Origin of the sequence: Xenorhabdus sp. PB30.3 (assembly GCF_963895965.1) — a bacterium.
GTDB lineage: Bacteria > Pseudomonadota > Gammaproteobacteria > Enterobacterales > Enterobacteriaceae > Xenorhabdus > Xenorhabdus stockiae.
In genome coordinates this window covers 1-14,624 of record NZ_CAWQMW010000195.1, presented here as the reverse complement: position 1 = coordinate 14,624, position 14,624 = coordinate 1, and the positions used below count along the sequence as shown (strand labels likewise).

General features: G+C 43.7%; 13 protein-coding genes. 1 reads left to right on the top strand and 12 read right to left on the bottom strand.

Going from position 1 to position 14,624, the window contains the following annotated elements; translation table 11 throughout:
- Window positions 1-434: 434 nt before the first annotated feature.
- Entirely contained in the window at window positions 435-1,448 is a 1,014-nt protein-coding gene (locus AACX38_RS20535; protein WP_228865447.1) for a matrixin family metalloprotease, read from the top strand.
- 269 nt (window positions 1,449-1,717) lie between these two features.
- On the opposite strand, the gene cheZ is transcribed toward AACX38_RS20535, so the two are convergent.
- From cheZ to flhD, 12 genes are all read right to left on the bottom strand, one after another.
- The gene (gene cheZ / locus AACX38_RS20530) at window positions 1,718-2,377 is read right to left on the bottom strand and encodes a protein phosphatase CheZ (protein ID WP_099120482.1); all 660 of its coding nucleotides are present in this window, start codon (window positions 2,375-2,377) and stop codon (window positions 1,718-1,720) included.
- Between the two features lie 9 nt (window positions 2,378-2,386).
- Window positions 2,387-2,776, bottom strand: a complete 390-nt coding sequence (cheY, locus tag AACX38_RS20525) for a chemotaxis response regulator CheY (protein ID WP_099111796.1) — start codon at window positions 2,774-2,776, stop codon at window positions 2,387-2,389.
- Between the two features lie 140 nt (window positions 2,777-2,916).
- On the bottom strand, window positions 2,917-3,969 hold the full coding sequence (locus AACX38_RS20520) for a protein-glutamate methylesterase/protein-glutamine glutaminase (protein ID WP_228865446.1): 1,053 nt from the start codon (window positions 3,967-3,969) through the stop codon (window positions 2,917-2,919).
- Complete coding sequence (gene cheR / locus AACX38_RS20515) at window positions 3,962-4,849, bottom strand: protein-glutamate O-methyltransferase CheR (RefSeq protein ID WP_255712233.1); 888 nt, start codon at window positions 4,847-4,849, stop codon at window positions 3,962-3,964. The genes AACX38_RS20520 and cheR overlap by 8 nt, the downstream gene beginning before the upstream one ends.
- Window positions 4,850-4,864: 15 nt before the next feature.
- Window positions 4,865-6,487, bottom strand: a complete 1,623-nt coding sequence (locus tag AACX38_RS20510) for a methyl-accepting chemotaxis protein (RefSeq protein ID WP_228865445.1) — start codon at window positions 6,485-6,487, stop codon at window positions 4,865-4,867.
- Window positions 6,488-6,542: 55 nt separating this feature from the next.
- Window positions 6,543-8,246: a methyl-accepting chemotaxis protein gene (locus tag AACX38_RS20505; protein ID WP_228865444.1), complete on the bottom strand. Its 1,704-nt coding sequence runs from the start codon at window positions 8,244-8,246 to the stop codon at window positions 6,543-6,545.
- Between the two features lie 185 nt (window positions 8,247-8,431).
- On the bottom strand, window positions 8,432-8,929 hold the full coding sequence (cheW, locus tag AACX38_RS20500; protein ID WP_099111801.1) for a chemotaxis protein CheW: 498 nt from the start codon (window positions 8,927-8,929) through the stop codon (window positions 8,432-8,434).
- A gap of 72 nt (window positions 8,930-9,001) precedes the next feature.
- Complete coding sequence (gene cheA, locus AACX38_RS20495) at window positions 9,002-11,140, bottom strand: chemotaxis protein CheA (RefSeq protein ID WP_370630647.1); 2,139 nt, start codon at window positions 11,138-11,140, stop codon at window positions 9,002-9,004.
- 66 nt (window positions 11,141-11,206) lie between these two features.
- Window positions 11,207-12,208: a flagellar motor protein MotB gene (gene motB, locus AACX38_RS20490; protein ID WP_099120477.1), complete on the bottom strand. Its 1,002-nt coding sequence runs from the start codon at window positions 12,206-12,208 to the stop codon at window positions 11,207-11,209.
- A 2-nt stretch (window positions 12,209-12,210) separates the two neighbouring features.
- The gene (motA, locus tag AACX38_RS20485; protein ID WP_099120476.1) at window positions 12,211-13,092 is read right to left on the bottom strand and encodes a flagellar motor stator protein MotA; all 882 of its coding nucleotides are present in this window, start codon (window positions 13,090-13,092) and stop codon (window positions 12,211-12,213) included.
- A 134-nt stretch (window positions 13,093-13,226) separates the two neighbouring features.
- Window positions 13,227-13,808, bottom strand: coding sequence for a flagellar transcriptional regulator FlhC (gene flhC, locus AACX38_RS20480; RefSeq protein ID WP_099111805.1), 582 nt, complete (start codon window positions 13,806-13,808; stop codon window positions 13,227-13,229).
- Window positions 13,809-13,810: 2 nt separating this feature from the next.
- Window positions 13,811-14,161: a flagellar transcriptional regulator FlhD gene (gene flhD, locus AACX38_RS20475; RefSeq protein WP_086956238.1), complete on the bottom strand. Its 351-nt coding sequence runs from the start codon at window positions 14,159-14,161 to the stop codon at window positions 13,811-13,813.
- Window positions 14,162-14,624: the final 463 nt, after the last annotated feature.

Here is a 14,624-nt window from a genome sequence, read left to right as displayed (position 1 = left end):
ATGATAATGTATAATGATTCATCACGATGATGCTTGTAGAGAAGAAACATTTAAATTTTTCTAAAAAAATAACACAAATAATACTCCTGTACTATAATAGATAACAGATATCAGCTTTCTTCAAGTCGCTGGATTACTGATTTAAATTAATAGGCAATTATTTTAAATCAATAACCCAATGTACAAACTTGCAATAGGTCATTTAAAGAAATATCAACTTATTCACTATTCACTATTCACTTCGTTTATAACGATAATTCACTTCGTTTATAACGATATTTCACTTACTATGTTAATAACATTTAATATATAAGACTTTATTTTAAATAATAAATCCTATTTTTGAAATTTTGTGTTTATATCATTTCATCTTCAATTCAATCCACTTATTAAAATATAAATACGGTTTAATTTAAAAATTAAGAGAGTCTAAGATGAAGTATATTTTATTAATTCTATTATTCTCAGCATCTAATGTTTTTGCTACTCAGGATTATGATCCCGCAGCCCGTACAAACCCGAACAGGCATGCTTGCTCTTATGCCATTGATGATCAAGTCTATAGTCCAGCCCGATATTACAATAATCATCTAAGATATTTAATAGAAAGTAATATAGGACAGGTTGCAATTTTTAATGGCGGAAGAAATTATCTTGTTGATACTGCGACAGAAATACGCCATGCATTCGATATGTGGCGGCGGCGCTTAGCCCAAAGGGGTATCCCCATTACACTTACTGAAGTCCCTCAAGGCCCACCGGCTGAAGTTAATTTTTGGTTCTCCAGAGCAGAGACAGACCCAGAATATAACCAGCAAGGTTTTTTACAGCAACATAATATATATGCTCTGACAACGTTAATCTTACCGGATCAAATTATGAATCATTACGCATACCCACTTTTTAATATTTCGGGCATTGTTGTATCAAACCAGATGCATTTTTCAAATGAAGAATTCGATATATTCAGGGATGCATTGCCTTCAGGGATTGGAGATCAACAAATTGCAAACATGCTGGTTTATTATGTTATGTCTCATGAAATTGGTCATGCTTTAGGTTTGCACCATCCAAATGAACATATGAGGGATTTTGAATGGTCTCATCAGGATCCTATAGATCTAGAAGCTGGACATGTTTATGGAGAGTCAATTACAGCACTCGTTCCCCGAGGAGGACCAAACGCCAGCACACCATTAATGGGGGCTGACGATGGATATTTTGAACGATTACATGACCAATTACATAGAAGATTAAACTATGATGATATTGGACCATCAGAATTAGAACTAAACGCTATAGCTACCGAAAATGCATGTAGTGGTTTACATTCATCTCAATCGAAACTAAATGTTGCACTTTCGGAAAGTTGTAAAGAAAAACCTCGTGTATTTTACCCTATAGCGCAGGCACTGGTACCCATTTATCAAACACAGTTATTTAACTAAAATTTGCCTAAGAAGTCCGGGCGCTAAGAAAAGCGCTCGGTTGTATAGCAGGCATCTTTCTCGCCAAAAAAGAATGCACTATAACGAAGCTCCAATCACCCTACAGGTCGCGGAATTAGCTCTCACAGAACTTGAACGGTAATGTCAATTGGAAAACTAAATCAGGGAAAAACACTGATGAAACAACACCATGAGGGAATTGAGTTTTGGCAGGCAAGCCGCCTGCCAAATTATTAATAGGGTGTTCTTTAAAGTATTATCACTCGTTATCAAAAACCTAAACTATCCAGTAAATCATCAACCTGTTCTTGGTTGGCGATAACGCCAACCCCGTCCTGGTTGACCTGTGGGCCATTAAGAAGACTGTCATTCTCTTTTTTCGTTTTGGCCATCTGATCAGAAGGTATATTTTCCATTAATACCATAACCAGTTGTTTTTCCAGTTCCTGAATGACTTCCATCATCCGTTTGATTACCTGCCCGGTGAGATCCTGAAAGTCTTGTGCCATCATGATTTCAAGTAGTTGGGCATTGGTAAATGCAGCATGTTCCGGTACGAGACTGAGATAATTTCTCGTGTCCGTGACCAAAGAACGTGCCCCGGCCAGTTCTAAATCAGTCGGGTTTGCAAACCACTCATCCCAGCGCTGAGTCAGGGATTTTGCAGAAGCTTCTAATTCATTCTGGCGGGGCTGAGCCACTTCAACACAATTCAACACTCTTTCTGCTGCCTGTGCCGTCATTTGGACAACGTAATTCAATCGTTCCCTCGCATCAGGGATCGCCTCAGCCGCCTGAGCAATGGTTTGATCCAATCCCAGTTCACGCAGACTATCTCGCAGCATTCTTGTTAACTGCCCGATACGACTGATTATTTCACTGGTTGTAATCGCCTCATCTCTTCTAGGCATGACTGGATTTTCACTCATTTTGTCTCCTTAGAGCCCCAACTTTTCAAATATTTTGTTGAGCTTTTCTTCCAAAATTGCCGCAGTAAATGGTTTCACAACGTAACCACTGGCTCCGGCCTGTGCGGCTGCAATGATGTTTTCTTTCTTTGCTTCCGCCGTTACCATCAGAACCGGTAAAGCAGCCAGTTCACTGTCACTACGAATTGTTTTCAGTAACTCCAGGCCATCAATGTTAGGCATGTTCCAGTCAGAAATAACAAAATCAAATTCAGCTGTCCGAAGTTTTGTCAGGGCTTCTGCTCCGTCCTGTGCTTCATCAACATTGTTAAATCCCAGTTCTTTCAGCAAATTACGCACAATCCGACGCATGGTTGAAAAATCATCAACTACCAGAAATCTTAAATCCTTACTTGCCATAAAAACTCCTTGAAATTTTGTTCATTCGACAGCATCGTGCTGTAAAAGTTAACACTCAATATTCCCTTTATCTTTCAGGCTACTATCCTGTAATCTGAAATCCATCGGGCCTAAATATGACTCAATTTAATCAGATCCGACTAAATCCGAACTGATTGCACGGTGCTGATTTTAGCCAGCATCGTTCTGCTGAGTTTTTGCAGATCCATCACATCATCGACAGCGCCCAGCTGGATTGCCGCCCGCGGCATACCAAAAACCACACAGCTCGTTTCACTTTGTGCCAGTGTATAAGCGCCCGCTTTCTTCATTTCCAGTAAACCCGCTGCACCATCACTTCCCATTCCTGTCAGGATAACTCCCACCGCATTACGCCCGGCATATTTGGCCACGGATCGGAACAGAACATCGACTGAAGGGCGATGACGATTCACCGGTGGAGCGCTGCTGGTCATGATTTGGTAGTTTGCACCGCTACGGCACAGTTCCATGTGACGATCTCCCGGTGCTATATAGGCATGACCGGGCAGAACCCGTTCACCATCTTCCGCTTCTTTAACGGTAATCTGGCTCAGTTTATTGAGCCGTTCGGCAAATGAGCGGGTAAAACCTGATGGCATATGCTGCGTGATAAGGAGTGCCGGGCTGGTAACAGGCAAAGGTTGTAACAGGTTTTTAATTGCTTCAGTCCCTCCGGTAGAGGCACCGACCGCGATCAATTTTTCACTGGATAACAGTGGTTTAAAACTCAGTGGAGCGTCAATTTTCTCTACAGGTTTCATCGTGCTGACTTTTGCCTGCGCCGCCGCTCTGATTTTCTCAGCAATCAGCTCGCTATAGGCCAGCATTCCTTCACGGATCCCCAACTGCGGCTTGGTCACAAAATCCACCGCGCCCAATTCCAGTGCTTTTAATGTGATTTCCGAACCTTTTCCCGTCAGGGAGGAAACCATCACTACGGGCATAGGGCGCAACCGCATGAGTTTTTCAAGAAAATCAATTCCGTCCATCCGCGGCATTTCGACATCCAGTGTCAGTACCTGCGGGTTATGCTTTTTGATTAAATCGCGGGCAACAAAGGGATCAGGCGCACAATCCACAACTTCCATGTCAGGATGGCTATTGATAATTTCCCGCATGATTTGGCGCATCAGCGCCGAATCATCCACACAAAGAACTGTTATTTTATTCATGACCCCTCCTTGCCTGACCTACACCGTAAACGGTCTGTCCCTGCAAGTAGAACTCTCGGCTAATTTGAGTAACGTTCTCGGAATGCCCGGCAAAGAGCAGACCATCTGGTTTTAAGAAATTGACAAAATGTCGTAAAATTCTTTCCTGCGTTTTTTTGTCAAAATAAATCATCACATTACGACAAAAAATTGCATCAAATTTACCCTCAAGTGCCCACTCAGAATCCAGTAAATTCAGATGCTGAAAGCTGACCATTTCAGTCAGCACCGGGCGAACTCTGGCATATCCTTCATAAAAACCAACACCTTTGAAAAAGTATTTTTTCTTTTGACTGTCACTCAGATGCTGTAGTTCATCTAACCGATAAATCCCCTGACGGGCTTTTTCCAGTACCTGAGTATCAATATCACTGGCAATAATTTTTATCCGGTTTGAACGATGCCCTAACGCATCACATAACGTCATGGCGATGGAATACGGCTCTTCTCCAGTGGAAGCCGCTGCACTCCAGACACGGTAAGTCCCCCCGTTTTTTTTGCCGGCATGTGCCGCAAGAATCGGAAAATGGTGGGCTTCCCTGAAAAACGCAGTGAGATTAGTTGTCAGGGCATTAACGAATAATTCCCATTCCTTGCTATGACTGTTCTGTTCCAGAATCGACAGATATTGACCAAAATCATCAAACCCCAGAACACGCAATCGCCTGACAAGACGGTTGTAAACCATTTCTCGTTTATTTTTTGCCAGTACAATCCCGGCCCGCTGGTAAATAAATTGGCAGATACGCTCAAAATGCGCATCCGACAATGTATGCCGCTGAAACATAAAGTTCAGCGGTACAGTGGCTTCAGTATTTGAAGCCGTTAAGTTGGATTTCATCTGACCTCAGCGTACTTAATTTACAGCATACTCATCGGTCATTTTTGATGCAGTATATCCCTGATGGTTGTGCTCATATTCTGACATTTTTGGCAGTTCAAATTGAGCAACGGTTCTCACCAATGTATCTGCTTTATCTTCAAGTGCAGATGCAGCAGCAGCGGATTGCTCCACTAATGCGGCATTTTGCTGAGTGACCTGATCCATCTGGCTCACAGCCTGAGCTACCTGATGAATACCACGACTTTGTTCATCGGAAGCAGCCGCAATTTCAGTCATCAGATCAGTAACCTGATTGACCGATCTGACCAGCTCGTCCATAGTTTGTCCGGCATGATTCACCAGCTCTGAACCTTGATTAACACGGTGAACAGATTCATCAATCAGAATTTTGATCTCTTTTGCCGCTTCAGCACTGCGTTGCGCCAGATCGCGTACTTCTCCGGCAACCACAGAGAATCCTCTACCCTGTTCGCCGGCACGTGCTGCTTCAACCGCTGCGTTCAGTGCCAGAATATTGGTCTGGAACGCAATACCGTCAATCACGCTGATAATTGCACTGATTTTCTTCGAACTATTAGCAATTTCATCCATTGTCGCAACGACACTGCTGGTCTGTTCTCCGCCTTTTGTTGCGGTCTGAGAAGCGGCAACAGCAAGAGCGCTGGCCTGACGGGCATGTTCTGCGTTCTGTTTAACGGTGACGGTCAGCTGTTCCATACTGGCTGCTGTTTCTTCCAGAGAGGCGGCCTGTTCTTCAGTACGTGAGGATAAATCAGTATTACCCTGCGTAATTTCCTGAATGCCGATATACATCTGATTAGTATTGTCTCGCACCGATGATATGGATTTAATCAGCGATCTCTGCATATCGCGTAGTTTTCTGAATATATCGCCGATTTCATCGTCAGTGGTAACAGCAACTTCTTTATCCAGCCGCCCTTCTGCCACATCCTGAAAACAGGCTCTCATATTGTCAAAAGGCCTGAGCAGGTTACGTTTCAGCCACCAGTGAGCGGCCATAGCAACAATAAACACCATCAGGATGGAACCAAAGAACATAGCAACGGCAACTTTATAGTAGAACGCGGCATTCTCTACCGTATCTTCAATATTCTTGTTGAGGTACTGCATATAATGTTTATATGCAAGCTCCATTTTGAGCTGATATTCTTCTGTCGGCTGATCAAGAAAAGCCTGAAAATCGCCGCCATAAAGAAATTCTTTCATCTCTTTCAGAGCACTGAAATAGTCCCTATAAGCGCGATCAAGATCAGTTAATAGACCATCCCTTCTTTCATTCTTTCCTACCTGAGGCAAAGAAGTAAATTGGTTAAAGCTTCTTTCTGCTTCATTTAATGAATGTTTGAGCAATGCTTCCATTGCATCGATTTGTTCTTTGGGTTGCCCTACTTTTTGAGCAATTGCGATTTTGTTCAGAGTGTTACGCGTTTGCAATAATGCAGTCCAACTCACGCCCAGGCTATCCCTGCGCTGAGTTCCCAAATCAATTCTTTCGATATATGACTGATCTGTATAAATTATTCCCAGCGATAGACCACTGGAAATCATTTGCATAATACAAAACATCATCAGTAATAGATACAAACTGGTTGATATGCGAAGCCTGCCTAACATGTAATCACCTCGTTTAACGGCTGCATTATGCAGCCGTAGTTATCGCTATTATTTTTTAGAATGTTTCCCAATTAGATGGGTCTTCCACGTCACTGCCTTTCTTCAGCACGGGAGGATTCGTTTTATTAGCTGGAGGGGTCGGCGATTTTCTCGTCGATAAAACTTCATGTTTTCTTTTTTCAGGCAACTTCCTTTCTGCCTGCTCCGGTAACTGAAATATTGCCACAGCTTTGGTCAGGATCATGGCCTGCTCTTCCAGAGCTGCTGCGGCTGCCGCAGACTGTTCGACCAATGATGCGTTCTGCTGTGTCACTCTGTCCATTTCAGAGATAGCAACACCAACCTGGGTTATTCCCCTGCTCTGCTCATCAGATGCTGAGGCAATTTCACCCATAATGTCAGTTACACGGGTCACTGAGTTGACAATATTGTTCATTGTCTCACCCGCACTTTCCACCAGCTCAGACCCTGTATCAGTACGGCTGACAGAGTCTTCAATCAGTGATTTGATCTCTTTTGCAGCTTCGGCACTACGCTGTGCCAGATTGCGGACTTCTCCGGCAACTACGGCAAAACCACGTCCGTGTTCACCTGCACGGGCGGCTTCTACCGCTGCGTTAAGAGCAAGAATATTGGTCTGGAAGGCGATGGCATCAATCACACCGGTGATATCTGAAATTTTGCGTGAACTGTCAGCGATGTCGTGCATGGTTTGCACAACGTTCGCCACCACTTTGCCACCCTTACGGGCAATTTCGGAGGCATTATCAGCAAGATTACTGGCCTGACGGGCGTTATCAGCATTCTGTTTTACAGTTGCGGTGAGTTCTTCCATGCTGGCCGCAGTTTCTTCCAGTGAAGCAACCTGCTGCTCAGTACGGGCAGAGAGATCATTGTTACCCGCAGCAATTTCGCTGGTGCCGGTATAGATGGTTTCGGTGCTGTGATGAACACTTCTGACGGTATTGATCAGCTCTTCCTGCATGTGCTTAAGACCAACTGACAATACCCCCATTTCATTATTACCGGAGACATCAATCTTTCTGGTCAAGTCACCTCTTGAGAAGGCTTTAATAGAATCCAACAGGTTATTCAGTGGATCAATTAATGCTTTGCGTAAACCAATCCAACTCACGGTCATTACACCGATTAACAGCACAAAGACAAAAATCAGGCTAATAATGACGTTACGGTAGGCTATATCAGCGTCATCTGATACCTGCTCATACAGTTTTTCATTCTGACCCAGATAGAAGAGATATTCAGTATCAAATGCGTTCTGATACATGGTAGTTGGCTGGGCAAAAAATGCTTTAAATTCTTTTTTTGCCAGCAATACATCCAGCTCTTTAAGTGCATTGATATAGACACTATGAGTCTGTTTCAAACGCTGCATACGCTCTGGATCGCGTATAGACAAGTTCGGCATTTGTTCAAATTGCTGAAAACGGCGTTCTGCACGCGCTAAATTAACCTTAGCCTCTGCCAAAACCTCATCAATTTTGTAATCGCTCTCACCACCGTTCATTTGCATGATGTAGATGATGCCAACACGGTTCAGGTTATTACGGGCCTGCAACAGGTTGATCCAGCTTTCATCAAGTAATTTTTGCCGCTGCCGCAGTTCATCCAGCGTATCAAAGGCCTTGGTATCATTTTTTATGGAATTAAAAAACAGGCCGCTAGACATAAATTGCAGAGCACCAAATAAGATTATGACTGAGATTAGCCCCGTCACTATTTTCATTCGGTTAAACATGACTTCCCTTGTGTAATAAATTGCTATGCCAGTGTTATCGGCATCCTTAAAGGGAACTTTACGCGTAATACAAAAAATTGAGTTTTTACTGCATTTTTTTGATCTAAAACAAAAGTGGGCTGCCTTTTCACGCGGTTATTTGGCGTGACTCTCTTTATGTTTAAGAGAATGGCAGCCCTGACTTATCACTCTTTGGCGACAGAATCCACCAGAGCCATTTCTTCGCTGTTAAGCAGTTTTTCGATATCGACCAAAATCAGCATACGCTCTTCAATCGAACCCAGTCCGGTCAGATACTCTGTTGACAGTGTGACGGCAAATTCCGGCGCAGGACAAATTTGATCATCTTTCAGAGAAAGCACATCGGATACACCATCAACAACAATCCCGACAACGCGGTTAAGCAGATTCAGGATGATGACCACGGTGTTATCATTGTAAGTCACATCTTCCTGAGAAAATTTAATCCGCAAGTCAATAATAGGTACAATTACACCACGCAGATTGGTGATACCTTTGATAAAAGCAGGCGTATTGGCAATGCGGGTGACCTGATCATAACCACGGATTTCCTGCACTTTCAGTATTTCAATTCCATACTCTTCATCACCCAGAGTGAAAACCAGATATTCCTTTCCGGCTGTTTCTCCTGATAACTTACTGAATTCGTCTATGGCTGCCATTGTGTTACCTTCTATCTATTGTGTGTGACTTAAATCTTTGGATATATATCCATCGGGTATGACAAAAAATGGTTATTTTTTGTTTGCAAATTCCGCCTTACGCACGGCCAACTGTTCATGGTTAAGTTTCTGCAAAGCAGGAATATCAATGATCAGAGCAACACTGCCATCGCCCATAATCGTGGCAGCGGAAATACCCGGTACTTTGCGATAGTTGCTCTCGATATTTTTAACAACAACCTGATGCTGCCCAACCAGTTTATCGACCAGCAATGCATAACGGCGTCCCGCACTCTGCACAATCACCGCAATGCCTTTCGTCGGTGCTGTTTCTGCGCCCGGAATGTCAAATATCCGATACAGTTCCAGCAATGGCAGATATTCACCACGCACCTGCAATAGTTTTTCATCTCCCGCCAGCGGATAAATATCTTCCTCCTGCGGCTGTAAGGAACTGACCACAGCACTCAGGGGTAAAATGAAGACTTCATCATTCACTTTGACAGACATGCCATCCAATATTGCCAAGGTCAGTGGCAGCAAAATACGGATAACTGTCCCCTTCCCTTCCTGAAAGTTGATCTGGATCTGTCCGCCCATGTCCTGAATGTTGCGTTTAACCACATCCATTCCCACACCACGACCAGAAACATCTGTGACAATTTCTGCGGTAGAAAAGCCGGGTGCGAAGATCAGCATGGCAACTTCTTCATTACTCATGTTTTCATTGACCACCAGCCCCTGAGACTGAGCTTTGGCTAAGATCTTCTCGCGATTCAGTCCCGCACCATCGTCAATAACTTCAATGCAGATATTGCCACCCTGATGCTCAGCAGCCAGTGTCAGATTACCTGTTTCCGATTTACCCGCGGCGAGGCGTTTTTCCGGCGTTTCGATACCATGATCAAGGCTATTACGGACTAGATGCGTCAGTGGGTCGATAATTCGTTCGATCAGGCTCTTATCCAGCTCAGTGGAACTACCAATTAATGTCAGCTCCACTTTTTTGTTCAGCTTACCCGCCAGATCCCGCACCAGACGTGGATAACGACTGAATACATATTCCATCGGCATCATCCGGATCGACATAACAGATTCCTGCAAATCACGGGAATTTCGCTGCAATTGCGCCATACAACTCAGCAATTCGCTGTGTATTGTCGGTTCCAGCGCATCGCAGTGTTGTGCCAGCATAGATTGGGTAATAACTAACTCGCCTACCAGATTGATAAGCTGATCGACTTTCTCAACGGCGACACGAATACTGGAAGATTCTACACGCTGACGCGGAGAACCCGCCATCGGACGCGGGGCCGGACGACCAGCTTCAGTAACATCAGTTTTTTTCCTGGTATCAGCCGACGGTGATGCTGGCAATTGAGCCAATTCCTTTTCCACATCAGGAGTGGAGTCTGTTGTATTAGCCGTTACCGAAGTTTCCTGTACCGTAGGCTGAGTCGTATTTTCTTCTGTTTTTGCTTCAACCTGCTGAGACTCTACTACAGGCAAGAAGGTTATTTGTTCTGGCTCAACCACAAAACACAATACTGCGGTGATATCATCTTCTGTTGCAGAGGTGATTAAAGAGGCTTCAAGGCTGTCTGTTGTTTGTTCGACATCATAAATTTCACCAAGATGCCCCAACTCATCTTTCATCAAAGCAACTTCACGCTCTTTCAGCCCGGATAGGTGAACACGGATCCGTCCCTGTTCTGTGGCTGAAACCGGAGCTGTCGTCAGAAGATTTTTTTCTTCAGGCTGCTCTACAGGTGCTACGTGTTCTTCCTGCTTTTCCTGAATTTCTGCCACATGCTGAATAATCTCTTCCGTTACAGGTTCAAATTCAGATGATTCAGCAGAATCAGCGATATTCTGCTGCTCTTCCTGTAACTCTAATGCAAGTTGGCGCAATGTTTCGCAGATATAATTAAATGTATCTTCATCTGGCTCCTGAGAACTTTTATAGGCATCCAGTTGTTGCTGCATAATATCTTTCGCTTCTAAAAACAGGTTGATAATGTCAGTTGTCAGGCGTATTTCGTCACGTCTGGCACTATCCAGCAGATTCTCTAAAACATGCGTGGTTTGTTGCAGTTTGGAAAAACCAAAAGTCGCAGCGCCCCCTTTAATCGAGTGGGCGCTGCGAAAAATGGCATTCAGCTGTTCATGGTCAGGTTCATCGGCATCGAGCAGCAATAAATGCTGCTCCATATCCGCCAATAGTTCATCTGCCTCATCAAAAAAAGTCTGATAAAACGCGGTAATATCCATCGTTACTTACTCTGTCACCTTATTAGGATCACTTGCCGGTTCAGTATTTGTCTGCTCCGGCACAGTGATTTCATTGGATTGTCCGGTGGGTTGCTGAGAAGGCGTTCCCTCATTCGAATCCATTCTGATGACTTCTTGTATATCCATACTACTGTTAGCGGTCATGGCGTTGCCGCCACTGTTTTCCTGCTCAATCCGTTGTTCTGCTTCTTTATTCAGAACAATAATACTGATACGGCGATTGACAGGGGCATCAGCGGGAATTCCCTTCTGCATACTGACGGTGGATGCCATTCCAACAACTCGCATAATTTTGGATTCATCCAGACCACCAGTTAGCAGTTCCCGTCTTGACGCATTCGCCCTGTCTGAAGACAGTTCCCAGTTACTGTAACCACGCTGTCCACTGATATATTGCAGATTATCAGTATGACCCGACAAGCTGACCTTATTTGGAATGCTATTTAAGATAGGCGCAATTGCCTGCAAAATATCACTCATGTGGTTTTCGACTTTCGCACTACCAATCATGAACATCGGACGATTTTCCCGGTCGATGATCTGAATACGTAAACCTTCATCCATCATGTCAATCAATAAGTGTGGACGTAGTGCTTTAAGACGAGGATCGGTGATGATCAACTGATCGAGTTGCTGACGTAACCGATCCAGACGACGGCGATCTTCACTGACTTCAACCTGTTTGGTTTGGCGGAAGACTTCTCCATCCTGCTGGAAAACATCATCCCCTCCCCCCGGGATCGGATTTGTTGTATCACTACTTTGCTGACCCTTGTTTATTGCAACCTGCAAGGGAGTACGAAAATATTCGGCAATGCTGGTTAATTCCTGCGGGCTGGCAATCGATATCAGCCACATGACCAGAAAAAATGCCATCATTGCAGTCATAAAATCGGCATAGGCAATTTTCCATGACCCACCATGATGGTGCTGGCCATGTTTTTTGCGCTTTTTTACTCTGACGACAGTAACATTATTCGCTCTCATAATTATTCTTCAGCTTCTTGTTGTACGGGGGCTTTAACCCTGCGAACATGCTCTTCAAGTTCTGTAAATGAAGGACGATCTGTGAGGAATAATGTTTTGCGACCAAACTCAACCGCGATTTGTGGAGCATAACCATTCAGGCTGGAAAGCAGAGTCACTTTGATACACTGCATCATTTTTATCTGCTCACTACTGCGCTGACGTAACAACGTTGCCAGTGGAGACACAAAACCATAGGCCAGTAAGATCCCGAGGAATGTCCCTACCATTGCGTGAGCAATCAATGCGCCAAGTTCACCTGCTGGTCTGTCTGCCGAACCCAGTGCGTTAACAACCCCCATCACAGCGGCAACGATACCGAATGCTGGCAGTGAATCCCCCACCATTGCCAGACTGGTCGCAGGGACTTCACTTTCCTGCTCATAAGTCTCGATCTCTTCATCCATCAGGGCTTCGATCTCATGTGGATTCATATTGCCACTGACGATCAAGCGCATATAATCCGTGATGAAGTTCATCAGGTAAGGATCTTGTAATAAACGGGGATACTGTGTGAAGATGTCACTTTGTTGCGGATTCTCAATATCACGCTCAAGAGACAAAAGCCCATGCTGGCGGGATTTGGATAAAAGACGGAACTGCAAAGCCATCAGATCCATGTACATAGCTTTATTGTATTTTGATCTACGCAATATTTTTGGTAAAACACGCAATGTCGCCTTTATCGCCTTACCATTGTTGCCCACGATAAAAGCCCCAATACCCGCACCTGCAATAATCAAAAATTCCGCTGGCTGATAAAGTGCGCCCATGTGGCCACCGACGAGCAGATAGCCTCCAATCACCGCACCAAAAACCACGATATATCCTAAAAGTACTAACACGCGATATCCTTTAGCTAAGTTGGTGAGCAGATGGGATTTGAACAGGGAGAATTAATAAATGAAGAGGAGGATTGTAGATTACAGGCCAGAATGACCAAAACCTGTAACCTAAGTTTTCACTTTCCCATTTAAATTCACATAGCTTGCTGAGCAAATCCATCCAGCAGTTGTGAATTAGTATCGGCAGGTTGCGCGGAAAGTTTACGTTTTTTTACCGCCCTTGAAGGCGGTTGGCAAAGACTACAAACAAAGCTGTTGACCGGCTGGTGCGCGTGTGTGATAAAAGTCCCACCACAACAGCGACACTCAGTTGGCTGCAACATCCCACTATCGACAAAACGAATGAGTGTCCAGGCCCGGGTCAGAGCTAAAACGGGCGCATCTCCGTCAGACGGAGGGCATTGCTCAAGATAGAGCCTATAAGACTTAACTACAGCCTCAACACCTGCACAGTGCCCACTTTTCAACAGGAAACGGTAAGCATTATAGAACATGGAAGAATGAATATTCTGTTCCCATGTCATAAACCAATCCGTTGAAAAGGGAAGCATCCCTTTAGGCGGGGGGCTTCCCCGCAACTCTTTATACAGCCTGATCAACCTTCCTCTGCTTAACTGCGTTTCACTTTCAAGCATCTGTAAGCGTGCGCCTAAAGTGATGAGCTCCATTGCCAGCTGAATATCTTTAGCTTCTTGGACAATACTTTTTTCAGCCATCTTTATGCTCTTTTCTTCATTGAAGTGTCATCCTGCGCGGACAACTGCTGAAAAAGATGAGTGGACAACAAAATACCTGTATGAATTTGTTGTAGATCGTCCACCCGCGATTCCTTCGTCAGCTGCTGTACGGTTTCGTGATCTTCAAACCGAAAATGGCAAATCAGTTGGTTGGTTTCAGCTAATTTTACTAACTGAGGCAATGTCAGCTCGGCCAACGTATCAGCCATCGATTCACTAATACCTAAACGGAACATCGCAGACGCTTTCTCATGGTTAATTAGCCGTTGTGCTAAAAGCAAATACGATAAATTTATGTCATAAATATGTTTGAGCAATTCAACCGTACTCATTTCTATATATCCCGTCCGATTACATGAAAAAATCAATTAAGTGATCAAAGAATCACTCACGACAAAATTACCAGTAGCATGAGATTCAATAATCTCCGACATAACTGAAATATACATCTTTAGCCAGAGCAGTAACTGTCCTTTGTATTACTCTTGGGATCGCCCAATTTCTAAAATATTTCGGTAATGGATTGTAAAAGTATTATTGCGTCATCTGGATAATGAACTTGCCACAATTGATTAAGAATATTCTTAATACTAATTAACTTTACTCCTGAATCATCAACTTATACAACGGAGAATATATGTCATTTTAAATACTATGTGACATACATCACAAAACTGACATTTTTTATTATGATTCTAGCTCATTAACTATTCAAGCAACTGAAAAGACAAAATAGTACACAATTAATAAGTTAAATTATTTAAATAAAAATATTATACAATTTTATTTGTTTAA